21 protein-coding genes and 1 pseudogene are annotated in these 23,906 nt (G+C 69.5%); 9 read left to right on the top strand and 13 right to left on the bottom strand.

Features of this window, described 5'->3' with window-relative positions; genetic code table 11:
* Nucleotides 1-86 precede the first annotated feature (86 nt).
* The 4 genes from AC1Q87_RS20125 (at nucleotide 87) to AC1Q87_RS20110 (ending at nucleotide 4,700) form a co-directional block, all read left to right on the top strand.
* Nucleotides 87-2,063, top strand: coding sequence for an acetyl-CoA carboxylase biotin carboxylase subunit (locus AC1Q87_RS20125; protein ID WP_492610612.1), 1,977 nt, complete (start codon nucleotides 87-89; stop codon nucleotides 2,061-2,063).
* Nucleotides 2,063-2,458 carry a MerR family transcriptional regulator gene (locus AC1Q87_RS20120; RefSeq protein WP_492610611.1) on the top strand — a complete coding sequence of 132 codons (396 nt, stop codon included), beginning with the start codon at nucleotides 2,063-2,065 and terminating at the stop codon, nucleotides 2,456-2,458. Before AC1Q87_RS20125 ends, AC1Q87_RS20120 begins: the two co-directional genes overlap by 1 nt.
* The gene (bioB, locus tag AC1Q87_RS20115; RefSeq protein WP_492610610.1) at nucleotides 2,455-3,471 is read left to right on the top strand and encodes a biotin synthase BioB; all 1,017 of its coding nucleotides are present in this window, start codon (nucleotides 2,455-2,457) and stop codon (nucleotides 3,469-3,471) included. Before AC1Q87_RS20120 ends, bioB begins: the two co-directional genes overlap by 4 nt.
* Before the next feature lie 212 nt (nucleotides 3,472-3,683).
* Nucleotides 3,684-4,700: a LacI family DNA-binding transcriptional regulator gene (locus AC1Q87_RS20110; RefSeq protein ID WP_492610609.1), complete on the top strand. Its 1,017-nt coding sequence runs from the start codon at nucleotides 3,684-3,686 to the stop codon at nucleotides 4,698-4,700.
* Here AC1Q87_RS20110 and AC1Q87_RS20105 read toward each other — a convergent pair.
* A complete protein-coding gene (locus AC1Q87_RS20105) occupies nucleotides 4,697-5,704 on the bottom strand; it encodes a LacI family DNA-binding transcriptional regulator (protein ID WP_492610608.1) in 1,008 nt (335 codons plus the stop codon). The genes AC1Q87_RS20110 and AC1Q87_RS20105 overlap by 4 nt on opposite strands.
* A 56-nt stretch (nucleotides 5,705-5,760) precedes the next feature.
* Entirely contained in the window at nucleotides 5,761-7,341 is a 1,581-nt protein-coding gene (locus AC1Q87_RS20100; RefSeq protein WP_492610607.1) for a carboxylesterase/lipase family protein, read from the bottom strand.
* A 145-nt stretch (nucleotides 7,342-7,486) separates the two neighbouring features.
* Between AC1Q87_RS20100 and AC1Q87_RS20095 the strand changes: the two genes are divergently transcribed.
* Entirely contained in the window at nucleotides 7,487-8,842 is a 1,356-nt protein-coding gene (locus tag AC1Q87_RS20095; RefSeq protein WP_492610606.1) for a PQQ-dependent sugar dehydrogenase, read from the top strand.
* A gap of 129 nt (nucleotides 8,843-8,971) precedes the next feature.
* Here AC1Q87_RS20095 and AC1Q87_RS20090 read toward each other — a convergent pair whose 3' ends face one another.
* Nucleotides 8,972-9,670, bottom strand: a complete 699-nt coding sequence (locus AC1Q87_RS20090; protein ID WP_492610605.1) for an SDR family NAD(P)-dependent oxidoreductase — start codon at nucleotides 9,668-9,670, stop codon at nucleotides 8,972-8,974.
* Nucleotides 9,671-9,723: 53 nt separating this feature from the next.
* A complete protein-coding gene (locus tag AC1Q87_RS20085) occupies nucleotides 9,724-10,896 on the bottom strand; it encodes an acetyl-CoA C-acetyltransferase (RefSeq protein ID WP_492610604.1) in 1,173 nt (390 codons plus the stop codon).
* A 620-nt stretch (nucleotides 10,897-11,516) separates the two neighbouring features.
* Here AC1Q87_RS20085 and AC1Q87_RS20080 point away from each other — a divergent pair.
* Nucleotides 11,517-11,630, top strand: a pseudogene (locus tag AC1Q87_RS20080) (PEPxxWA-CTERM sorting domain-containing protein); the annotation flags it as partial.
* Between the two features lie 88 nt (nucleotides 11,631-11,718).
* Nucleotides 11,719-12,297, top strand: a complete 579-nt coding sequence (locus AC1Q87_RS20075; RefSeq protein WP_492610603.1) for a pyridoxamine 5'-phosphate oxidase family protein — start codon at nucleotides 11,719-11,721, stop codon at nucleotides 12,295-12,297.
* 3 nt (nucleotides 12,298-12,300) lie between these two features.
* Here the strand turns inward: AC1Q87_RS20075 and AC1Q87_RS20070 are convergent, their stop codons facing one another.
* From AC1Q87_RS20070 to AC1Q87_RS20030, 9 genes are all read right to left on the bottom strand, one after another.
* Nucleotides 12,301-12,702: a GFA family protein gene (locus AC1Q87_RS20070; RefSeq protein ID WP_492610602.1), complete on the bottom strand. Its 402-nt coding sequence runs from the start codon at nucleotides 12,700-12,702 to the stop codon at nucleotides 12,301-12,303.
* 15 nt (nucleotides 12,703-12,717) lie between these two features.
* A complete protein-coding gene (locus tag AC1Q87_RS20065) occupies nucleotides 12,718-13,794 on the bottom strand; it encodes a phosphotransferase (protein WP_492610601.1) in 1,077 nt (358 codons plus the stop codon).
* Nucleotides 13,791-14,135: a nuclear transport factor 2 family protein gene (locus AC1Q87_RS20060; RefSeq protein WP_492610600.1), complete on the bottom strand. Its 345-nt coding sequence runs from the start codon at nucleotides 14,133-14,135 to the stop codon at nucleotides 13,791-13,793. Before AC1Q87_RS20060 ends, AC1Q87_RS20065 begins: the two co-directional genes overlap by 4 nt.
* Nucleotides 14,136-15,368: an FAD-dependent oxidoreductase gene (locus AC1Q87_RS20055; protein ID WP_492610599.1), complete on the bottom strand. Its 1,233-nt coding sequence runs from the start codon at nucleotides 15,366-15,368 to the stop codon at nucleotides 14,136-14,138.
* 89 nt (nucleotides 15,369-15,457) lie between these two features.
* Nucleotides 15,458-16,123 carry a class I SAM-dependent methyltransferase gene (locus AC1Q87_RS20050; protein WP_492610598.1) on the bottom strand — a complete coding sequence of 222 codons (666 nt, stop codon included), beginning with the start codon at nucleotides 16,121-16,123 and terminating at the stop codon, nucleotides 15,458-15,460.
* Nucleotides 16,124-16,190: 67 nt separating this feature from the next.
* Entirely contained in the window at nucleotides 16,191-17,102 is a 912-nt protein-coding gene (locus AC1Q87_RS20045) for a hypothetical protein (RefSeq protein ID WP_492610597.1), read from the bottom strand.
* Nucleotides 17,099-18,031 carry a glycosyltransferase family 2 protein gene (locus AC1Q87_RS20040; protein ID WP_492610596.1) on the bottom strand — a complete coding sequence of 311 codons (933 nt, stop codon included), beginning with the start codon at nucleotides 18,029-18,031 and terminating at the stop codon, nucleotides 17,099-17,101. Before AC1Q87_RS20040 ends, AC1Q87_RS20045 begins: the two co-directional genes overlap by 4 nt.
* A 4-nt stretch (nucleotides 18,032-18,035) precedes the next feature.
* On the bottom strand, nucleotides 18,036-19,181 hold the full coding sequence (locus AC1Q87_RS20035; protein ID WP_492610620.1) for a GNAT family N-acetyltransferase: 1,146 nt from the start codon (nucleotides 19,179-19,181) through the stop codon (nucleotides 18,036-18,038).
* A 65-nt stretch (nucleotides 19,182-19,246) separates the two neighbouring features.
* Complete coding sequence (locus tag AC1Q87_RS20030; RefSeq protein ID WP_492610595.1) at nucleotides 19,247-19,744, bottom strand: GAF domain-containing protein; 498 nt, start codon at nucleotides 19,742-19,744, stop codon at nucleotides 19,247-19,249.
* Nucleotides 19,745-19,812: 68 nt separating this feature from the next.
* Here AC1Q87_RS20030 and AC1Q87_RS20025 point away from each other — a divergent pair, with 68 nt between their 5' ends.
* The gene (locus tag AC1Q87_RS20025) at nucleotides 19,813-21,015 is read left to right on the top strand and encodes a M24 family metallopeptidase (protein ID WP_492610594.1); all 1,203 of its coding nucleotides are present in this window, start codon (nucleotides 19,813-19,815) and stop codon (nucleotides 21,013-21,015) included.
* Between the two features lie 156 nt (nucleotides 21,016-21,171).
* Nucleotides 21,172-23,889 carry a TonB-dependent receptor gene (locus AC1Q87_RS20020; protein WP_492610593.1) on the top strand — a complete coding sequence of 906 codons (2,718 nt, stop codon included), beginning with the start codon at nucleotides 21,172-21,174 and terminating at the stop codon, nucleotides 23,887-23,889.
* Nucleotides 23,890-23,906 lie beyond the last annotated feature (17 nt).

Genomic DNA, 23,906 nt, shown 5'->3' with positions numbered 1-23,906 from the left:
CGCCAACGCCTTGAAGAACCTCCAGGGAAAGCAACTCGCCAATCCCTGGAAGAAACACGACAACATCCCGCTGTAGGTCGCGATTTATGTTCACGAAAATCCTGATCGCCAACCGCGGCGAGATTGCGGTTCGCATCATCAAGACCTGCCGCCGGATGGGCATCGCCACGGTCGTCGTCTACTCCGAGGCCGACGCCGACTCGATGGCCGTCGAGATGGCCGACGAGAGCGTCTTCATCGGCGGCTCGCCCGCCGCCGAGAGCTACCTGGTCGCCGACAAGATCGTCGCCGCCTGCCGCGCCACCGGCGCCCAGGCCGTGCACCCGGGCTTCGGCTTCCTCTCCGAGAACGCCGGCTTCGCCAAGCGCCTGGCCGACGAGGGCATCGTCTTCATCGGTCCCAACCCCAAGGCCATCGAGGCCATGGGCGACAAGATCGAGAGCAAGAAGTTCGCCGCCAAGGCAGGCGTCTCCACCGTTCCCGGCCATGTCGGCGAGATCGACGACGTCGCCCACGCCCTGAAGATCGCCGCCGAGATCGGCTATCCGGTGATGATCAAGGCCAGCGCCGGCGGCGGCGGCAAGGGCATCCGCGTCGCCTGGAACGAGCAGGACGTCGAGGAGGGCTTCCCGGCCGTCCGCGCCGAGGCCAAGGCCAGCTTCGGCGACGACCGGATCTTCATCGAGAAGTTCATCGAAAGCCCGCGCCACATCGAGATCCAGGTGCTCGGCGACAAGCACGGCAATGTCGTCCACCTGTTCGAGCGCGAATGCTCGATCCAGCGCCGCAATCAGAAGGTCATCGAGGAGGCCCCCTCCCCGCTGCTCGACGAGGCCACCCGCGCGGCGATGGGCGCGCAGGCCGTCGCCCTGGCTCAGGCCGTGAACTACGACAGCGCCGGCACCGTCGAGTTCGTCGCCGGCCAGGACAAGAGCTTCTTCTTCCTGGAGATGAACACCCGCTTGCAGGTCGAGCATCCGGTCACCGAACTGATCACCGGCGTCGACCTGGTCGAACAGATGATCCGCGTCGCCTACGGCGAGAAGCTGGCCTTCCAGCAGTCCCACCTGTCGATCAACGGCTGGGCGATCGAGAGCCGCATCTACGCCGAAGACCCCTATCGCGGCTTCCTGCCGTCGATCGGCCGCCTGGTTCGCTACTCGCCGCCGCTTGAGGGCGACGCCGGCGCCGCCAAGGTCCGCAACGACGCGGGCGTGCGCGAAGGCGACGAGATCTCGATGTTCTACGACCCGATGATCTCCAAGCTCTCGACCTGGGGCCCCGACCGCAAAGGCGCCATCGCCGCCATGGGCCGCGCGCTCGAGGACTTCCATATCGAGGGCCTGGGCCAGAACATCCCGTTCCTGGCCGCGGTCATGGACCAGGAGCGCTTCGTCTCTGGAGAGCTCTCGACCAACTACATCAAGGACGAATTCCCCGAAGGCTTCCACGGCGTCGAGCCGACGCCCGCCCAGCGCGACCTGATGGCCGCGACGGCCTGCGCCATGCACCGCCGCCTCACCGCGCGCTCGGCGCCGCAGCTGGTGCGCGAGGAGTGGGTCGTGGTCGCCGGCCCCGACCATCGCAAGGTCCGCGTCACCAACGGCGGCGACCACGTCACCGTCGCCTTCGAGGACGGCCGGACGGTCCAGCTCACCGAGATCAACTGGCGTCCCGGCCTGCCCCTGTTCAAGGCGAAGCTCGACGGCCGACCGTTCACCGCCAGCGTCAAGCCGGCGGCCGAGGGCTTCATGGTCCGCCATCGCGCCGCCCTCGTCCACGTGCTGGTGCTGACCCCGCGCTCGGCCGAGCTGCACCAGAAGCTGCCGCCCAAGCAGGCGGCCGACACGTCCAAGATGATCCTCTCGCCTATGCCCGGCCTCGTCGTCAGCCTCGATGTCGAACCGGGTCAGACTGTCCAGGCCGGTCAGGCCGTCGCCGTCGTCGAAGCCATGAAGATGCAGAACATCATCCGGGCCGAGCGCGAGGGCGTGGTCAAGACGGTCGGTCCCAAGGCCGGCGACTCCGTCGCCGCCGACGAAGTCCTCGTGGAGTTCGCATGATGCAGATGACATCCCCCACCCAGAGCATCCCGCTCGGCGAAGTGATGCGCCGCCTCGACCTGACGGCCCGGGCGATCCGCTACTATGAGGAGCTCGGCCTGGTCCGCGCCGGCCGTGACCAGCTCAACCGCCGCCGCTACGACGAGGACGCGCTCTCGCGGCTCGGCGCCATCGCCGAGTTCCGGCGCGCGGGCCTCTCGCTCGACGACATCGCCGCCATCCTCAGCCGCCAGGACGCCGGCGGCGACCGCAGCGCCCACATCGACTACGCCGTCTCGCGGCTTTCGGAACGCCTGAAGGTGCTGGAGCAAGAGCGCCGGGAGGCCGAGGCCGCGCTCAGCGCCCTGCTCGGGCATCGCCAGACGGCCCCCTGGCCGGTGGAGATGCGCGCATGAAGTTCGATCCCGCAGAGCCGCGTCACGACTGGACGCTGGCGGAGGTCGAGGGTCTGTTCGAGCTGCCGTTCATGGAGCTGGTGTTCCAGGCCGCGGCGGTGCACCGGGCCTGGTTCGATCCCAGCGAGGTGCAGCTCTCGCAGTTGCTCAGCGTCAAGACCGGCGGCTGCGCCGAGAACTGCGGCTACTGCAGCCAGAGCCAGCACTTCGAGACCGGCGTGAAGGCCGGCAAGCTGATGGACGCGACCAGCGTCATCGCTGCGGCGATGGACGCCAAGGCCGGCGGCGCGCAGCGCTTCTGCATGGGTGCGGCCTGGCGCGACCTGAAGGACCGCGACGTGCCGAAGGTGGCGGCGATGATCTCGGGCGTGAAGGCGCTGGGCCTGGAGACCTGCGCCACGCTCGGCATGCTGACCCGCGACCAGGCCCAGTCGCTGAAGGACGCCGGCCTCGACTACTACAACCACAACCTCGACACCGGGCCGGACTACTACGACCAGGTGGTCACCACCCGCACCTATCAGGACCGGCTCGACACCCTGGAGGCCGTGCGCAGCGTGGGCATGAACACCTGCTGCGGCGGCATCGTCGGCATGGGCGAGACCCGCACCGACCGCGCCGGCCTGCTGCACGCCCTGGCCACCCTGCCCGAGCATCCGAACTCGCTGCCGATCAACGACCTGATGCCGATCCCCGGCACCCCGCTGGGCGACTCCGAGGCGGTCGATCCGCTGGAGTTCGTGCGGATGATCGCGGTCGCCCGCATCGTCTGCCCCAAGACCGTGGTCCGGCTCTCGGCCGGCCGCGAGCACATGAGCCGCGAACTGCAGGCGCTGTGCTTCCTCTCCGGCGCCAACTCGATGTTCATCGGCGGCAAGCTGCTGACCACCGCCAATCCCGACAAGGACACCGACGCCGCGCTCATGGCCGACCTCGGCCTGCGGCCGATGACCATGGGCGAGCCGCGCCAGCGCGTGGACCTGTTCGAAGCCGATGTCATGGGCATGGCCTAGTCGGCGCCGACGCCGACATCGCCTGACAAAGTGCGGCGGGTCCCGGGGGCATCCGGGACCCGCCAGTTTTTTGCGCGGGTTGGCGCGACGCGTAGACACACCGTTCTGATAACGTTGTCAATCACAACCTGAAGCTTGCCGGCGGCCGACGCCGGGTTGTCGTCGCACGCAAAGCGCGCGAGAGCTTTCCTCCCGCACGGCTGGAGATTGGCTTGTCCCGGCAACCGACGATCAAAGACGTCGCCACCAAGGCCGAGGTGTCCTTCAAGACCGTCTCGCGGGTGTTGAACGGCGAGCCCCACGTCCGCAAGGAAGTCCGCGAGCGCGTACTGGCCGCCGCCGCCGCCCTCGACTACCGCCCCAACAACGCCGCCCGCGGCCTGATCGGCGGCCGCTCCCGACTGATCGGCTTTCTCTACGACAACCCGAACTACAGCTACGTCACCCAGGGCGAGGCCGGCGCCCTGCTCCGCTGCCGCGAGGCGGGCTACCATCTGGTCGTGGAGCCGATCGACTCGCGGGCCGACGTCGCCCAGCAGATCGAGCAGATCATCTCCAGCCTGCGGCTCGACGGCGTCATCCTGACCCCGCCGATCAGCGACGATCCCGCCGCCATGGCGGCGCTGGACAAGCTCGGCGTCGCCCACGTCCGTATCGCCCCCAGCGCAGCGCGCGAGTCCGCCCCTTGCGTCTTCATCGACGACGAAGCCGCCGCCTACGCCCTCACCCGCCACCTGATCGAACTCGGGCACCGGGCGATCGGCTTCGTCCAGGGCCACCCTGACCACGGCGCCTCGCAACAGCGCCAGGCGGGCTTCGAGCGGGCGATGGATGAGGCCCGGCTCGCCGCCCCTCCGCACCGGATCGCCCAGGGCTACTTCACTTTCGAGTCCGGTATGGCCGCGGGCCGCGCCCTGCTCGCTCCTGCCGATCGCCCGACGGCGGTCTTTGCGGCCAACGACAAGATGGCGCTAGGCGTGCTGGCCGCGGCCCGCGAGCTCGGGCTGTCGGCGCCCGCCGATCTCGCCCTCGCCGGCTTCGACGACAACCGTGTCTCACGCCTCAGCTCACCGCAGCTGACCACCGCCCACCAGCCGGTCGACCTCATGTGCGCCGCGGCCGCCGAGATGCTGATCACGCTCGCCGACGGTGAGGCGCTCGACCAACTCGCGTTGCAATTGCCGTTCGAGATCGAGGTCCGCGCCTCCAGCGCGGCGCCGGCCGCCTAGACAGCCGCCGTCGAGGCCCGCATCAGCAGAGTGAAATCCAGCTGCTGTGAACTGGCGCTCGGCTCGCCGCGCTCGACCATGGCGATGATCGCGGCGGCCGCCGCCGCCCCCATCGCCCTCACCGGCTGACGTACCGTCGACAGCTGCGGCCAGGCCAGCTCGGCGATCTCCCCCCCGTCGAAGCCGGCGACCGAGAGGTCGTTAGGGGCCGACAGTCCCAGCCGTTGGGCCGCGGTCATCACCCCAAGCGCCATGTCGTCATTGCCGGCGAAGATCGCGCTCGGCGGCTCGGCGAGCCGCAGCAGGCGCTCGCCCGCCGCCTCGCCGCTCTCGAACATGAAATCACCGTCGGCCTCCAGGTCGGGATCGCCGGCGACGCCGCGCTCGGCCAGCGCCCGCCGATAGCCGGTCAGCCGCCAGGCCGACGCTCCATGACCGGCCGGTCCGCCGACAAACCCGATGCGGCGATGCCCGAGGTCCAGAAGGGCCGCGGTCATCGCCCGCGCCGCCTCCACCTCGTCGATCGCAACGCACGCGCCGCGCCCAGGTCCACGGCTCGGCGCCAGCCGCGCATAGGGCGTTCGGGCCCGCTCCAACGCGTCCATCGCCGCCAGGTTGTCGCTCATCGGCGGCGCCAGCAGAAAGCCGTCCGGCCGCAGCGCCGCGAGCGCCGAGCGCACCGGCTCCTCGGTCAGCTCGTCGCCCTCGTCATAAGGCTGGACGACCAGATGATAGCCCTCGGCGCGGCAACGCTCGACCGCCCCCTGCTGAACCTCGGCGAGGTAGTCGGAGATCATCTCCGGGACCGGCATGCAGATCAGGAACGAACGCGCGCCCGGCAGACCGCGGGCGAAGACGTTGCGCCGATAGCCCAGCGCCTCGATCGCCGCCTGCACTTTCTCGCGGGCCTGGGCGCTGACGTGACGCTCGCCGTTGAGCACGCGCGAGACCGTCATCACTGAAAGCCCAGCCCGCGCCGCCACGTCCTTGATCGTCGTCGTCACGCTGCGTCGCCCTTCATCCGCGCAGATATAACGCGGATTCTCGCGCCCCGGCCGCCTCAGCGCATCTTCGCGTCGGCGACCTGCTCGACGAGGTCGAGCCGCGCCTTCCACGGATCGGCCTGCGCCGCGGCGCCGTCGTTGGCGAAGTCGAGGATCTGGTCGCCCGCCGGCTCGTAACGGGGCCAGGTCGGACGCTCTCCGCCGTTCGGATCGCCGGTCGTGGCGAAGGCCACCCAATAGGCGCTGGCCAGCTGCGCCATCGCCACGTCGGCCGGCGTCAGCGCCTCGCCGTACTTGGCCTTCACGGTGTCGAAGACATAGGGGATCTCCGTGGCGTGCGGCGCGCCCGGCCACTCCTTTCGCATGGCATCGGCGACATAGCTGAAGCGATAGGCGTAGACCGGCCGCCCGGCCTTGGCCCAGGCCTTGGCCACGAACCGCGCCGGCTCGACCATCATGGTGTCGCTGGCGACCGCCGTCCCGACCTTGCGGACGTCGCCGCTCTTGCCCGGATCGTACGCCGTCTCCGCGCCCGCGCGGCGTTCGGCTCCGAACGGCGCGAACACCTCGTCCATCGTCTTGGCCATGGAGAAGCCGATGTCCATACTGTTGGCCCCGACGATCAACGGCACGTCGGCGCCGCCCCCGGCCGCATAGATCCGTCCCGGCTCGCCCGTCACGATCTGGCCGTCGACCATCGGCCCGGCATAGGTCGGGGTGAACATGGTCATCATGTTCAGGCCGGCGACGACCTTGTCGGCCGGCAACTGGCGCAGCGCCGCCAGGGCCGCGGCGTCCTCGCCCTCGATCCCGACGCTCTTGGCGAAGGCCAGGCCGACCTGCTCGCCGGACGGCGGACCGCCAGGCGCCTGGCCGCTGATCTGACGCCCAGCATTGATGTTGCCGCGGCCGCCGCCCGACTGCACGATCGCCTTGTGAAACAAGCCCTTGGTCAGCGGCGTGGTCATCAGGGCGTGGATCGAAAAGCCGCCCGCCGATTCCCCGACGATGGTCACGTTGCCGGGGTCGCCGCCGAAGGCGCCGATGTTCCGTTGCACCCACTTCAGCGCCGCGATCTGGTCCATGAAGCCGTAGTTGCCGAGCGGCCCGTCCGGGCTCTCCTTGCTCAGCGCCGGATGGGCGAAGAACCCGAACCGCCCGACGCGATGGTTGAAGCTGACCAGCACCACGCCCTGCTTGGCGAACTGATGGCCGGAATAGACCTCCGGCGAGGAGCCGCCGTTCACGAAGCCGCCGCCATAGATCCAGACCATCACCGGAAGCCTGGCGTTCGCCGGCGCGCCAGCCGGTCGCCAGACGTTCAGCACCAGGCAGTCCTCGGCCGGCTCGGTTCCGAGCGGGGCAGCATCGCTGGGGAACGGCTTCTGGGCGCAGTCGTGGCCATAGGCGGCGGCGCTGCGGATCCCGGTCCATTTCGCGGCCGGCTGCGGCGGCCGCCAGCGCAGGTCGCCGACCGGCGGGGCGGCGAACGGCACGCCCTTGAAGGCGACCACCCCGTCCTGCACGACGCCCTGAAGACGGCCGCTCTCGATCTTGACGATCTCGCCGTGCGCCTGGGCCGCGCCTGCGATCCCCAGAGCCATGGCTGCGCCCAGCGCACCCGCCTTGCCGACCATGCCGTCCCTCCCCTGGCCGCTGCACGGCCGCGTTTGTCGAACATGCTCCGCGCGCCCGATAACGTTGTCAAACATTCGAGCTGCGGCGCTGGCGCGAGCCTCCGCCAGGTGATCAAATATCCCCGTTCCTTCAAAGGCCTGCGTCATGATTCCGCTGAAATCCGCCCTGACCCGCATGGGCCCGCCGCTGGCCGCCTTGGTCCTCGCCGCCTGCGGCCAGGGCTCGAACGAGCCCTTCGCCGGCTTCGGAGCCGACCCGCAGCTGCCGCCGCCGAAGTCGAGCCTGATCCCGACGCTGAACGCTCGCCAGGCGGTCGGCTGGCCGGCGGGCGCCGCGCCGGTCGCCCCGGCCGGCTTCACCGTCACACGCTATGCCGGCGACCTCGCCCATCCTCGCTGGCTCCTGGTGCTGCCCAACGGCGATGTGCTGGTTTCCGAAGCATCGTCGGAGCCGACCAAGGCCAAAGGCATCACCGCGATGATCGCCAACCGCCTGCAGGACAAGGCCGGCGCGACCATGGCCAGCCCCAATCGCATCGTCCTGCTGCGCGACGGCGACGGCGACGGCGTCGCCGAGGTTCGCTCCACCTTCGCCGAGGGACTGAAGCGCCCGTTCGGCATGACCCTGACCGGCGGCAAGCTCTACGTCGCCAACGACGATGCCGTCGTCGCCTTCCCCTATTCGGACGGCCAGACCCAGATCATCGGCGTCGGCGAGAAGGTCTTCGACCTGCCCGGCGGCCCGATCAATCACCACTGGACCAAGAACGTCGTCGCCAGTCCGGACGGCACGAAGCTCTACGCCACCGTCGGTTCGAATTCGAACATCGGCGAGAACGGCATGGAGAACGAGGCCAACCGCGCCGCGGTCATCGTATATCCCCTGCCCGCCGGCCCGGCGCGGGTGTTCGCCTCGGGCCTGCGCAATCCGAACGGCCTGGACTTCGAGCCGACCACCGGCGTTGCTTGGACGGCGGTGAACGAGCGCGACATGCTCGGCGACGACCTCGTCCCGGACTACATGACCAGCCTGCAGGACGGCGGCTTCTATGGCTGGCCCTACAGCTACTTCGGCCAGCATGTGGACGCGCGGGTCAAGCCCCAGCGCCCGGATCTGGTCGCCAAGGCCATCGTCCCCGACTACGCCCTGGGCTCGCACACCGCTTCGCTCGGGCTGGCCTTCTACAATGCCGACGCCTTCCCCGCCCGCTACAAGGGCGGGGTGTTCATCGGCCAGCACGGTTCGTGGAACCGCAAGCCGCCCAGCGGCTACCGCGTGGTGTTCGTGCCGTTCGCGCACGGCAAGCCGAGCGGCCCGCCGGAGGCGTTCCTGACCGGCTTCCTCAACAAGAAGGACGAGGCGCAGGGCCGACCTGTCGGCGTCGCCGTCGACAAGACCGGGGCCCTGCTGGTCGCCGACGACGTCGGCAAGACGATCTGGCGGATCGCCCCTACCGGGACGTCCCCTGCTGGAACTTCCCCTGCTGGAACTTCCAAGTAAGGCCGCCCCCACATCCGCGGCGGCCCGGCCACGCCGGGGAGCGGCGCGCTACCTCGCCGGGCAGGGGACATCCATGACGTGGGTGTGAAACGACCTCAGATCCCCTCCGAGCGGGGAGCAACTGAAAGGTCAGACCCGCCCGGTGACCGGCAGCAGCGCGCCGGTCACCGCCCTCGCCTCTTCCGAGGCCAGGAACAGGATCGCCGCGGCCAGGTCGGCCGGCGTCACCCAGGCGCTGAAGTCGGCGTTCGGCATGTCGGCGCGGTTGGTCGGGGTGTCGATGATCGACGGCAACACGGCGTTGACGGTCACCCCGTCGGCCTTCAGCTCCTCGGCCAGGGCTTCGGTCAGCTTGTGGACCCCGGCCTTGGAGGCGGCGTAGGCGCCCATGCCCAGCGAGGCCTTCACCGCGCCGTTCGCGCCGACATTGACGATGCGGCCGCTGGCGCTGCGCTTCAGATGCGGGATGGCCGCCCGGCTGGCGTTGGTGGCGGTCAGGACGTTCATCCGGAACAGCTGGTGCCAGGTCTCCCAGGAGCCCTCTTCCAGCGTCTCCCAGCGGAAGCCGCCGGCGACGTTGATCAGCGCGTCCAGCCGGCCGAAGTGCCGGTCCACCGCATCGATCGCCGCGCCCGCGGCCACGGCGTCGGTGAGGTCGACCCCGCCCAGGATCAGGCCCTCGGGACCGCAGTCGTCCCCCAGGCCCTCGGGCGGGATCTTCGCGAAATCGATCAGGGCGACGCGGGCGCCCTTGGCCGCGGCGGCGCGCGCCACGGCCGAGCCCAGCACGCCGAACGCGCCCGTGATTGCATAGACGCGTCCGGTCATGGGGTAGCTCCTCTAGGCTGCGACCCGGCTCCGTCCGGAGCCGGAACGGAACCTTAGAGTCGCTCGACGATGGTGACGTTCGCCATACCACCGCCTTCGCACATCGTCTGCAGGCCGTAGCGGCCGCCGCGCTGCTCGAGGGCGTTCAGCAGGGTCGCCATCAGCTTGGTGCCCGAGGCGCCGAGCGGGTGGCCCAGAGCGATCGCGCCGCCGTTGACGTTGATCTTGTCGCGCGCAACGCCCAGTTGCTTCATGTACGCCACCGGCACCGAGCCGAACGCCTCGTTGACTTCGAACAGGTCGATGTCGTCGACGCTCATGCCCGCACGCTTCAGGGCGCGTTCCGAGGCCGGGAGCGGGGCTTCCAGCATGATCACCGGGTCGTGGCCCAGCAGCGACAGGTGGTGGATGCGGGCCAGCGGCTTCACGCCCAGTTCCTTCAGGCCCTTCTCCGACACGACCATCACCGCCGAGGCGCCGTCGCAGATCTGGCTGGACGAGGCGGCGGTCAGCGCGCCGCCTTCGGCCAGCAGCTTCACGCCGCGAATGCCGTCCAGGCTGGCGTCGAAGCGGATGCCTTCATCGACGGTGTGCAGGGTCTTGTTGCCCTCGGCGTCGACCACTTCGATCGCGACGATCTCGTTCTTGAAGCTGCCGGCCTGGGTGGCGGCGATCGCGCGCTGGTGCGACTCGTAGCTGTACTGGTCGATCTCGTCCTTGGTCAGCCCGTACTTCTTGGCGACCATTTCGGCGCCCATGAACTGGCTGAACTGGATGTTCGGATAGCGCTCCTTCATCCGCGGGCTCATGTAGTTGCCGAAGCCGTTCTGGGCCGGCAGCGCCGCCGACAGGCCCATCGGCACGCGGGTCATGCTTTCGACGCCCGCGGCGATCACCACGTCCATGGTGCCGCTCATCACCGCCTGGGCGGCGAACTGCAGGGCTTGTTGCGACGAGCCGCACTGGCGGTCGACGCTGGTCGCCGGCACGCTCTCCGGCAGCTTCGAGGCCAGCACCGCGTTGCGCGCGACGTTGATCGCCTGTTCGCCGACCTGGCCGACGCAGCCCATGACCACGTCCTCGATCAGCGCCGGATCGGCGCCGGTGCGTTCGACGATATCGTTGAGGACCACCGCGCCCAGATCGACCGGATGCCAATCCTTCAGCTTGCCGCCCTTGCGTCCGCCGGCCGTCCGCGTCGCTGCGACGATATAGGCTTCGCCCATTGTTCCGCTCCCGATAAATGCGCGTCCGTCGCGCGTCGGCGAGTCATGTAAGAGCGCGACGTCACGTAAGCCAATGGGGTTTACGCGCACGTGAAGCGGCGCGGACCGCGCCCCATCGCCCGTTCGGCGAACATCGCTCCATTAACTTGCAGTGCTGGCCCCATTGTTGCTTAGACGTGTGCAACACAGCTCAGCTTTCCCGATTTGGAACCGACATGAAGCGCCTGATCGCCATCACCGCCGCCATCGCCGCCATCGCCACCGCCGCGCCGGCCTGGGCCGCCAAGGTGTTCACGCTGGACAACGTGACCCTGCAGGGCGGCGGCACGCTGACCGGCAGCTTCACGACCAACGACGCCCTGACCTCGCTGCTGGCCGTCGACATCACCGCCTCGGCCGCGGGCAATTTCTCGCAATTCACCTACAACAACGCCAGCCTCGCCGACTGGGTCTCGCTGCCCAGCCAGGGCTTCCGGATCTCGACCGCCGGCTACGCCCAGCAGCTGCGCCTCGACTTCTTCCCGCTGACCGACGGCGGCGCCAACCTGCTGTCCTCGTCCTACGAGTTCCAGTCGGCCGGCGGCCCGCGCACGGTGACCGGCGGCCGCGCCGTTCTCGACGTGCCCTCGGCGGTGCCGGAGCCGGCCACCTGGGCGATGATGATCATGGGCTTCGGCCTGGCCGGCGCTGCCCTGCGCAGCCACGGCCGCAAGGCTGCGTTCGCCGCCGCCTGAGCGACCACCTGATCCGATCAGATCGAGCGCCGTCGGCCGCGAGGCCGGCGGCGTTTTCGTGCTAGCCTCCCGCGAAAAGGGAGGCCGCATGTATCATTCGGGGCAACGCGGGCTGCAGGCCGAGTTCGAGAGCCAGGCCCTGGCCGACCGCCTCTACGAGCGGCTGCGCCACGACCGCTTCACCGACGCCGACAAGGCCCTCATCGAGGGCCTGCCGTTCTTCTTCCTGGCCACGGCCGACGCGGAGGGACGTCCCGACTGCTCCTACAAGGGCGGCGATCCCGGCTTCGTCCGCATCCTCGCGCCCGACCGGCTGGTGTTTCCTGACTACGACGGCAACGGCATGTTCCGCAGCCTCGGCAACGTCGAGGTCAATCCGCATGTCGGCCTGCTGTTCCTGGGCGTCGGCGCCAAGCCCGCGCGGCTGCGGGTGAACGGAACGGCCCGGGTGCTGCGCGAGGATCCGCAGATGGCCGAATGGCCCGGTGCCCAGCTGCTGGTCGAGGTCACGCCCGGCGACATCTTCCCCAACTGCCCGCGCTACATTCCTGAGCTGGAGCAGAAGGCCCCCTCGCCCTACGTGCCCCAGGCGGACGCCGCCCCCGTCGAACCGGCTTGGAAGAGCTTCTCGATCTTCAGCGACGTAGTCCCGGCGCGCCGGGTCTGAGGCTCAAGACCAGAGATCGCGCACGCAGCGGCCGTCGGCCGGCAGGTCGTCGAATGTGTCGAGGCCGTCGAAGTGGTCGATGGGCAGCTCGGCCACCTCCGCCGGCTCTGCCAGCCGCAGGTTGACCGCCATCCGCCGCCGTCCGTCCGGATTCGCCCGCATGCCGCGCCAGGCCAGCACGCCCGCGCAGGTCGGGCAGAACAGGACCTCCAGCGAGGGTTCGTCCTTGCCGGCGCGGGTGTACGACGACGTCGGCCCGGCGAGCGTGATCCGTTCGTTCTCGAAGTCGTAGGCCCACAGCGTCCCATAACGGCGGCAGAGAGTGCAGTTGCACGCCGTCACCCGCCCAGGATCGCCGGTCAGCGTCCAACCCGCCGCCCCGCAATGGCAGCTGCCCTTCAGCACGAACGCCTCCCCCGCCTATCCGATCACGACTCCATGATCGCACAGGTGGTCGCTGGCGCTGCCGATCATCTGCAGGAACATCTCGTCGCCGCGGTCGGTCTGGGTGACGATCATCGCCGCGAAGAAGGCGGTGGCGAACAGCAGGTAGGCGCCGCGGCCGTAGAGCGGCTTCAGGTCCGCCATGCCGAACCCCTGCACGCCGTTGGCCGCCAGGGTGTCAAGATAGAGTTGCAGCAGCGCCGGCTCGTTGGCGCGGCGGACGTCGGGCACGAGCGCCCCAGCCAGGAAATAGGCCAGATCGGTCGGCCCGCACCCATAGGCGTAGGATTGCCAATCCAGCACCGCCACCGGATATCCGCCGGCCGGCGTGCCGAACATCATGTTGTCGGGCCGGAAGTCGTTGTGAGTCAGGCAGCGCGGGCCGTCCTCGGTGCGCGCGAACTGCGCAAAGCGCGGGGCCAGCCAGTCGCCGACCCGAGTCCACTCCGGCGTCATGCGCGCGCCGTAGCGCATCTTGAAGCCGGCCCAGAGCGCGGCGACCATCTCCTCGTTGGCGGCGCTGGCAGGCGCGGCCTTGGAGCCCGAGACCCAGGGCAGCTCGTCCAGCCCCGCGTCGCCCCAGTGCGAGGCGTGCAGCCGCGCCGCCTGCTCGACCACCAGCCGCGCCTGCTCCAGGCTGACTCCGGTCAGCTGGTCGCCCTGCACCGCCGGGGCCAAGTCCTCCATCATCAGCACGAAGTTGCTGGTCGCCTCGTCGACGTCGGTGAAGTAGCAGCGCGGCGTCTGCACCAGGGCCGTCGGCGCCAGCTGCTGGTAGAAGCGCACCTCGCGCAGGTAGTTGCCCAGCATGATCCCGGTCGCACGGCTCTCGGCGCCGGCCGCGGGGAACTTGCCGACCAGGGCGGCGGGCGCATCGTCGCCGCCGCGGTCATAGGTCAGCGCGAAGCGGACGCTGTCGCCGATCTGGCCGGTGCCGACCGGCCTCGCCTCGAAGCTGCGGACCGAGGCGTCGACGCCGCCGGCCGCCAGCACCGCCGAGAGCCAAGCCGCGTCGATCTCGCCCGGCTCGCGGATGTCGGGACGAGCGCTCATGCCGGCAACTGGTGCACATAGACCTCGTTCAGCGCGATCTTGTCGCCGTCGAGGATCACCAGGTCGAAGCCGCGCATCCGGCCGCCGCCGGCGATGTCGCAGTACCAGCGGCCGCAAAACCCGCCAGGGATCGGCCAGATCTCGTCGGGCGTGTAGGTCATCGCCGGGGTCGCCGCGAACAGTCCGGTCAGATAGGCCCGCAGCGCCGCCTGGCCGGTCAGTCCGCTGGCGGTCTGCGGGTCCTTGTAGACGACGTCGTCGCTGTAGAACCCGCACAGGGCGTCGACGTCCTTGGCGGTCCAGGCCGCCAACCAGCGGGCGTTGTAGTCGGCGATGTCCACTCAGTCCTCCAGCACGCGGGCGCGGTGCGCCTCGGTGAAAATCTCGGCGGGCGCGGCCTCGGGCCCGGCCATCACCGCCAGGCTGTGCATCTTCAAGCTGGGATCGGCGGCGGCGCGTTCGAAGTGGCGGCGGCGGCGCGCGCGGGCGGCCTCGCCGAACTCCATGTCGATGGCCGCCTGCAGCTTGGCGGCGAAGCGCAGGCGGCGCATGCGCTCGGCCCGCTCCTCGCCGTAGGGCGCGAAATCGAGCTGCTCCCAATCGTCGGTCGATTTCAGCAGCTCCGAGACGATCCGCACGTCGCGATAGGTGATCGAGAGGCCCAGGCCGATGATCGGATCGTTCCAGCCGGCCGCGTCGCCGACCAGCACCACGCCCTGGCGATAGGGCTCGTCGGTCCAGCTGTCGGCGTTGACGTAGGAAAACAGCGGCCCGGCCGGCGCGCCGGCGGTCAGGCAGCGATTGGCCGGGCTGCAGCCGAGGTCGAAGGCGTCGAGGAACCGGCGCGCGCCGTCGGGGCCCTTGAACCGCTGCGCCTGGTCGAGCGCATAGCCGCCATAGACCCGCACCATCCCCTCGCCCTGCGGAAAGGCCAGGAAGGCGAAGTCGCCCTCGGTCCCGATGGCCTGCAGTTGCGGGTCCCAGCCGACCACGTCCCTGACCAGCAGCCCGCCGAACCAGTGATGCGGCTTGTCCTGGTGCAGCGCGATCCCGGCCGCCTCGCGCACCTGCGAGGCGCGCCCGTCGGCGCCGACCAGCAGCCGGGACGTCGCCTCATGCGCCTGGCCGTCATGTTCGTAGACGACGCGCGGCCTGGGCCCCGCCTCCGCCGAGCCCACGATCACCCCGCGCAGCGCGACGGCGCCCGCCGCCTTGGCCGCATCGAACAGCGTCTGGCAGTGCAGCGGATGGCGCAGGCAAAGCGGCCCCGGCACCCCTTCCCGGAAGATGCTCAGCGGCAGGGCCGTGGCCTCGGCGGCGCCGGGGTCGATCGACTCGTCGAACGTGACGTGGCGGGTGATGTGGTGACCGCCCGCGGCGACCAGCAGGTCGTAGAGCCCCAGCCGGTGGACCTCGGCCACGCCCCATGGCGCGATCCACTCGCCGCGGACCTTGTCCTCGTAGACCTCGGTCTGCTCCAGCAGCAGCACCGAACGGCCCGCCTGGGCCATGACGGTCGCCAGCGCCGACCCGCCGATGCCGCCGCCGACGACGATGAGATCGTAAGACTGCATGTCGGGGCGCTCCCGTACCCACGTTCTTGCGCGCAAGTACGCGCCCGCCCGACGCTCTGTGTCCAGACTGACGTCCCGTCAGCCGCCCATCAGGCCGTTGCGACCCAGCCGCGGAAGCTGAAGCCGGCGTAGAACAACTCGACGTCCTTGAAGCCCGCCTCCTCCATCAGCGCCGCGTCGCGATCGGGCGACAGCGTCGGCAGCCGCTCGTCGATCGCCGAGATCGCCCGCTCGGCGTCCGCGGCCGGCACGCCGGACGAGACCGCGAAGGCGGCGTAACGCTTGAGCCACTTCGCCTTGGCTGCGCCCTGCGGAAAGCTGTGATGCGCCGCCACAAAACGCGCGCCCGGCGCCAGCCGCCGATGCACCTGCGAAAGCGTCCGCCGCCGCTCGTCGTGCGCGATGAAATGCAAAGTCAGCAAGCAGGCCGCCCCGTCGAACGGCCCAGGCGGCGCATCGTGGATGTAGCCCTCGATCAGCCGTGTCCGCGACACGAGCGGCCCCAGCGTCCGCTCGGCCAGCTTCAGCATCTCCGCCGACGGATCGACGCCGTCGAAGGTCCAGCCGGGATAGAGTTCGGAAAACGCCTTGAGCTCCAGCCCGCCGCCGGCTCCCAGCACCAGGATATGGGCGTCGGCGGGCGCTCGCTCGGCCAGCAGCAGCGCGGCCATGCGCTGCAGGTCGAGGAAGCCCGGCGCCAAGCGCGGCGGGCCTTCGGCGTAACGCGCGACGGCTTCGGGATCGGAAAAGGACATGGGCGCTCCTCGGGGGCGTTCGACCCGCGGAGCCTATATCGTAACTATCGAGATTACATGCAGCCGATCAGGCCGGCAGCAGCGTTCCCGGCCGGCCGCCGTCCAGCTTGAAGGTCACCGGCAGGACCCGCTCGTGCGGGGTCTGCAGCTTCATCGCCTTGGCGGCGCGCGCCACGGCGACCTTGCCCAGGCCGACCGGCGTGAAGCCGTCCTGCACCCGCGGCCGCGCGCCCAGACGGCGGCGCATGACGCCGTTGGCGTAGATCACATTGGCGCGCATCAGCGCCTGCGGGGTCATGAATTCGATCGACAGCGAGACGTTCAGCATCGGGCCGTTCTCGATCCGGTGCGGCGCGTTCTGGGCCCAGGTGACCATGGCGCCGGGCGTCAGGTCGTAGGCCTGCGCGCCCTTGTCCCAATCGGGGTCGAAGGTGAATTGCTCGGCGGTCTCCTTCAGGACGATGCGCTCCAGCACCTCCTGGCCGACATAGGGGTCGGCGACGGGATAGACCCAAACCTTCTTCTGCCCGCGCAGCTGCCACAGCGACACCAGCGGCACGTCGAGATGGTAGAACACCTGCGCATTGGCCGAGGAGATCAGCATCCCCAGGTCGCGCTTCATGGTCCGCACGCCGGTCTGGGCCTGCTTCTCGGCGAAGATCTCGTCGCCCAGCGCCGCGTACTCCGGCAGGTGATCGTTGGTCGCCCGCAGGTTCAGCCAGATGCGGCCGGCCTGCGCGGCCTCCAGCAGCTTCGAGCCGCTCAACGTCCCGGCCGAGCCCTTGCGCCAGGTGGTCCAGGCCACGGGATCTTCGCCCATGGTGAAGACGCCGAGCTTCTCGCGCGGATAGCGGTCGAGCAGTTCCTCTAGCCCCGCGTCGTCGAACATCGGCCGCTCGTGCAGGCCATGCTGGAAGACCAGATTCTCTTTGGTGAAGCGGCGCGCCTTGTCGGGCGTCCAGTCGCGAATGATGCTCATGCCCCTGCCCTCAACCCGTAGAACTGGATCTTGAACGGCCCCCACCAGAGGGTCTTGCCCAGCCCGCGCGCGGCGCGGTCCAGCGTGAATGCGAAATCCGGCGCCCGGACCAGCCACTTGCAGCCGGCCAGCAACCCGAACACCCCTGCCTGCACCAGTCCTTGCGCCATCCATTTGGCAAGGCCCGCGCGGTCGGGCGGGCTGGCGGCGGCGCACGCGGCCGACGGCCCCTGGCCGTAGGCGAAGGCGCGCGGGATCGTGTAGCGCAGCGTCAGACGCGAGGGGACCGGATCTTCCCAGACCCAGGCCGCCGGCTCCCAGGCGAATACGGCGCCGGCCGCCTGCATCTGTCCAAACAGCAGGTCGTCCTCGCCGCCAATGTGATTGCGGATCGGCGAGAACGGACGCTTCGGGTCCGGCAGCGCCGCACGGCGGATCAGGCTGTCGCCGCAGCCGTAGTAATGGTCGAGCACCCCGGCCGTCTCCGGCCCCTCGCGGGAGAAGAAGCGTTCGAGGTAGCTGCGATGACGCGTCACGCCCTCGGGCGCGCGACCGCGCACGGGGCCGAACACGACGTCCGCGCCCAGCCGCGCTTGAGCGGCCAGCAGCGCCGCCAGCCAGCCCTCGGGCGCCTCTTCGTCGTCGTCGAGGAAGGCGATGAATTCGCCGCTCGCCTGCTCCAGCGCCGCGTTGCGGGCGTTGGCGACGCCGGGTTCCGGCTCGTGAACATAGATCACCGGGAACGGCGCCTCGGCGGCCAGGGCCGCGGTCAGCGGCCGCGCCGACGGCGCCTGGTCGTTATCGACGACGACCAGCTCAAGCCTCGTAAAATCAACGCCTTGCTGGCGGAAGGTCGAGCGCGCGGCGACGCCCAGGCCGTCGAGACGGCGCTGGGTCGGGATCACCAGGCTGACGCGCGGCGCGGCCATCGGTTCAGGCCGCCTCCGCCGAGGACGCGCCCGGACGCAGGGCCCGCGCGGCGATGGCGCCGGCCAGGCCCCTGGCGCGGCCCGAGAACGACAGCTCGGTGGTGGCGATCATGTCCAGCCGGCGGCGCAGACGTCCGACCGGTCCGGCGCCGTGCGCGCCGGCCAGCGTCCAGGCCCGCTCAGAGGCGTCCGCCGCCCGGCCGCGCGGTCCGGCGGCGGCCAGCAGCCCCTCGCCGATCAGCTTGGTCTTCAGCGCATAGGGTCGCTTGTAGTGGTCGTGTCCCGGACCGAGGTCGTAGGTCTTCAGCCCCAGGCCGGGCATTGCGGCGATGGCCCTCAGCAGGAACAGCTGGCCCGGTGACCAGGCCCCCATCTCCGGATCGGTCGACGCGATCCACGGGTGATAGACGCCTCCCACCCGCACGCCGATGTGCCCGGCCAGCAGCTTGTCGCCGCAGTAGAGGTTGATCATCAGCCCCTGGAAGTGGCCCTCGCGCATGTCGAGGAACGAGGCCAGCAGCTCGCGCGTCCAGTCGGGCGCCAGGAAGTCGTGGGCGCCGGTGCGCAGCAGCTGCTCGCGCTTCCAGGCGAGCAGTTGGTCGAAGGCGGCGCGGTCGTGGTCCGGCGCGCGCAGGGTCAGGGCGCCGACCTCGCGGTCCAGCTTGCCGTCCAGCCGGCGGTAATTCTTGAAGCGCTTGGCGCTCGCCGCGCGCAGGGTCTCCAGATAGGCCTCTGCCGAGCGGTCCAGCTCGATCACATAGGCCTCGCTGGTGCCGGCGACCGCCGCGGCGAAGTCGCCGTCCGGATCGACCAGCCCGGTGAAGCGGAAGGCCGAGAGGCCGAACTCGGCGAGGTCCTGACGAACGTCCAGCGGGCGGTCGGCGACCAGGCCATGATAGTCGGACATCGGCGCGCCGATCGGGCGGGCCATGCCGCCGGGCCGGTGGTGGTAGGCCAGGAAGCCGATCGCCTTGTCGCCTTCGCGCCAGATCGCGACGCGCGCATCCTCGCGGACCGCGCCGACGGCGATGGCGAAATCAGGGCCCAGCAGCGGATTGCTGAACTGCGGCCGACCGGCGCACAGGGCGCGCCAGGCGCCGATGTCGGCGTCCGACAGCTCAGACGGGCGAAGAACTTCCAGGCGCAGCATCTCGAACACGGTAGCGTCTCCCGGTTAGGGAATGGTGCATCCGTGGCTGCAAGACCTGGGCCGCTCTAGGCCGCGAAAGTGTCCCGCAGGATTTTCTCGAGCCAGAGAGCGTCGATCTCGTCGAACGCGGCGGGCTGGTCGGAGTCGACGTCCAGCACCGCGATCAGCGCGCCGGCGTCGTCGAACACCGGGACGACCACCTCGCTCTGCGAGCGGCCGTCGCAGGCGATGTGCCCGGGAAAGGCGTGAACGTCCGGCACCAGCTGGGTCTGGCCGCTGGCTGCCGCCGCGCCGCAGACGCCGCGCCCGAAGGCGATGCGCAGGCAGCCGAGCGTGCCCTGGTAGGGACCGACCACCAGCTCGCGTTCCTTGTCCGGATCGACCACGTAGAAGCCGGTCCAGAAGAACGTGTCGAAGGTGGCCGCGAGCATCGAGGCGACCGTCGCCATGCGGGCGGTTCGGTTCGGCTCGCCGTCGAGCACCGCGGCGACCTCCTCGGCAAGGGCGGCATAGCGCTCGGCCTTCTCGGCCGGCAGGGTGAGTTCGTTGAAGGCTTCGGCCATGGCCGCGTATATACGGGCGCGCCTGCTTCGCCGCCAGCGCGCGGCGCCCATCTGTACCGGAGCGTGACATGACCAACGGCATCGGCGGTTCGACGGCGCAAGCCGAACTCGCAAGCCTCTCGCCGTGGCCCAACCCGGCGCCGGCCATCACCCGCCAGGAGCGGCTGGCCCGCATCGCCCGCGCCCGCGAGCTGATGGTCGAGATCGGCGCCGAGGCGCTGATCATCGGCGCCGGCCCCAGCCTGCGCTACTTCACCGGCGTCGCCTGGGGCGCGACCGAGCGGCTGGTGGCGATGATCCTTCCGCGCGAGGGCGAGCTGCGCATGATCTGCCCGCGCTTCGAGCTCGGCTCGCTCGAGGCGGCCCTCGGCGTCGACGCCGAACTGCTGCTCTGGGAAGAGCACGAGAGCCCCTACGAACTCACCGCCCGCGCCCTGAACGGCGCGACGTCGCTGGCCATCGACCCGGCCCTGCCCTTCTTCGTCTTCAATGGAATCGCCAGGGCAGCGCCGCAGGTGAAGCTGCTCGACGGCGCGCCGGTCGTCGACGGCTGCCGGATGATCAAGTCGCCGGCCGAGCTGGCCCTGATGTCTCAGGCCAAGGCCATGACGCTGGAGGTCCACCGCCGCGCCGCGCGCATCCTGGCGCCCGGCGTCACCACCGGCGAGGTCCGCCGCTTCATCGACCAGGCCCACCGGGCCTTCGGCGCCGACAACGGCTCCTACTTCTGCGCAGTGCAGTTCGGCCAGGCCAGCGCCTATCCGCACGGCCTGCCCGGCGAGCAGGCGCTGGAGGACGGCCAGATCGTGCTGATCGACACCGGCTGCCAGGTCCAGGGCTACCACTCCGACATCACCCGCACCTACGTGTTCGGCGAGGCCTCGCCCGAGCAGCGCCGGGTCTGGGAGCTGGAGAAGCGGGCCCAGGCCGCGGCCTTCGCCGCCGTGAAGCCGGGCGTCCCCTGCGAAGAGATCGACGCCGTCGCCCGCCGTGTGCTGGCCGCCGCCGGGCTCAGCCCCGACTACGAGTTGCCAGGCCTGCCGCATCGCACCGGACACGGCATCGGCCTGTCCATCCACGAGGCCCCGTATCTGGTCCGCGGCGACAAGACCCCGCTCGCGCCTGGCATGTGCTTCTCCAACGAGCCGATGATCGTGATCCCGGATTCGTTCGGCGTCCGGCTGGAGGATCACTTCCATGTCACGGCCGACGGCGCGGCCTGGTTCACAGCGCCGCAACCCAGCCTAGAGAAGCCCTTCGGCGAAGCTTGAGCATTCGTATCACAACCCTTCCGGGCGAACTGTAATCACAAGTCGTTTGACGCTGCGTTATTTACGGCCTTAGCTCCCAGTTCTGAACGGCCACGCTCGACGATGGCCGTCGACAAGAAGATCCCCGCCATCAACTGGGGGCTTAGGGAGGGAAGAATGAGCAAAGCCTTGCTGGCTTCTGCGTCTGCGCTCGCGCTTGTCTGGTCCACGCCCGTCTGGGCCCAGTCCTCGGGCGGCAACGTCATCGAAGAGCTGATCGTCACCGCCCAGAAACGGGAAGAGTCCGTCCAGGATGTTCCCATTGCGGTCTCCGCCTTCAGCGAACAGGCGCTGAGGGCCCAGGGCATCGACACGGCCGGCAACCTGGTCCAGTCGGTCCCGAACCTCACCTTCACCCGCCGCGCGCTGCGAACGAACTTCCAGATCCGCGGCGTCGGCGCCCAGCTGGTCTCGACCGGCGGCGACGACGGGGTCGGCGTCCACCACAACAACGTGCCGCTGACCTCCAACCGCCTGGCCGACGCCGAGTTCTACGACGTCGAGCGGGTCGAGGTGCTGCGCGGGCCTCAGGGCACCCTGTTCGGCCGCAACGCCACCGGCGGCGTCGTCAACGTCATCACCAACAAGCCGTCCGACGAGTTCGACGCCTCGGTCACCGCGGAGATCGGCAACTTCAACAGCATCAAGCTGCAGGGCTTCGTGAATGTGCCGCTCGGCGACATGTTCCAGCTGCGCGCCGCCGGCTTCGCTCTGCAGCGCGACGGCTACACGGACAACACCCTGAACGGTCAGGACATCGACGACCGCGAGATCTGGGCCGCGCGCGTCACCCTCGCCTTCACCCCGACTGACAACTTCCGCGGCTACATCCTGTGGGACAACTTCTCCGAGGACGACACCCGCGGGGCCCGCAAGCAGCTCTGCCAGAAGGATCTCGGGCTGACCAACGTGCTCGGCGTGCCCACCGGCGCGGCCCAGGCGGCGTTCACCCAGGGCTGTCTGCCGGCCTCGGTCTATGGCGACAACGTCTACGGCACGACCAACCAGCTCTCGACCTTCACCGGCATCATCGCGCGCCAGATCGGCTTGCAGACCACCGACGCCTTCGCCGGCAAGACCATCTCGCGCGACCTGCGCGAGATCGAGGTCTATGGCCGCCCGACCTACCGGCCGCGCACCGACCTCTACGAGCTGAACCTGGAATGGGACGTCACCCCGCAGCTCACCGCCACCTCGCTGACCAGCTATAACGAGAACGAGAACTACACCCGCGGCGACTCCACCGGTGGCTACTCCTCGGTCCCGTTCGGGGTCACGGCCTTCACCCCGACCGGCGTGCTCAACGATCCGCAGTTCGGCGTCACCGACCGGCTAATGAGCGAGTCCGGCGGGACCAGCCACAACGAGCAGTGGACCCAGGAACTTCGCCTGCAGTCGAACTTCGACGGTCCGCTGAACTTCAACGTCGGCGGCATCTACCTCGACTACAAGGCGACCAGCATCACCTACGTCGCCACCAACGCGGCCACCGCCGCCGTGCGCGTGGTCCAGCCGCTGGCCTATGTCGACCCGTTGCGCGATCCCGACTTCACCGGCCACAACTATTACATCAGCCTCAGCGAGTATGAGCTGAAGTCTAAGGCCGCCTTCGGCGAGCTCTACTGGCAGGCGACCGACGACTTCAAGGTCACGCTCGGCCTGCGCTACACCGACGACAAGAAGTGGACGCGCGGCAGCGGCTCGACCCTGTTCACGCCTGGACGCGGCCCCAGCTTCACCGCCGACCAGAGCGTCCAGTTCAAGGAGACCACCGGCCGCCTGAACGTCGACTGGTCCCCGGACCTGTCGTTCACCGACGACACCCTGCTCTATGCGTCCTATTCGAAGGGCTACAAGGGCGGCGGCTTCAACCCGCCGGGCGTCGTGGCCCTGGGCCTCAACCCCAGCTACGAGCCCGAATTCGTCAACGCCTTCGAGGTCGGGGCCAAGAACACCCTGGCCGACGGCCGACTGCTGCTGAACCTGACCGCCTTCTATTACGACTATCAGGGCTACCAGATCGGCCGCAGCGTGAACCGCTCCGTCTACAACGAGAACATCGACGCCAAGATCTGGGGCGTGGAAATGGAGTCGATCTGGGAGCCGATCGACAACCTGCGGCTCAACGCCAACATCGGCTACCTGAACACCGAGATCGAGCAGGGCCAGGTCGTCGACACCTTCAATCGCACCCAGGGCAACTCGGCCTACATCTACGCCAACTCCACCAACGGGGGCTGCATTCTCAACGCCCAGGGCGTGGCCAACCTGCTGCAGGTCCCGGGCGGCTCGACGCTGCTGGCGAACTTCGCGTGCGGCGGCACCGGGTCCGGAACCTCGACCATCCGCGGGCGTCTCCTGGCCGCCGGCGTGCCGACCGCCACGGCCGATGCGCTCACCAACGGCGTCTACAATTACGGCCCGGGCGTCTCGCGGTTCGCCAACGGCGCCGGCGAAGGGGTGATCCAGGACCTGTCGGGCAACGACCTGCCGAACGCCCCGGAGTGGACCGTCTCGCTCGGCGCCCAGTACCGTTGGGAGCTGCCCAACGGCTGGAACGCCACCCTGCGCGGCGACTACTACCGCCAGTCCGAGAGCTACATGCGCTACAACAACGCCTTCTTCGACAACATCGAGGCGTGGGAGAACGTCAACGCCAGCCTGATCGTCGCCAATCCCGACATCGATCTGAGCGTCCAGCTCTTCGTGAAGAACCTGCTCGACGACGACACCATCGTCGGCTTCGACATCGCCGACGAAAACCTGGGCGCCACGCGCAGCGTGTTCCTGCTCGATCCGCGGCTCTACGGCATCTCGATCACCAAGGGGTTCTGACGGGAACTCCTGTCATG

It is taken from the genome of Phenylobacterium sp. GW823-FHT02A09 (assembly GCF_058797775.1).
The sequence above is the reverse complement of the archived record's forward strand: the minus strand, read 5'-3'. Positions and strand labels throughout refer to the sequence as shown.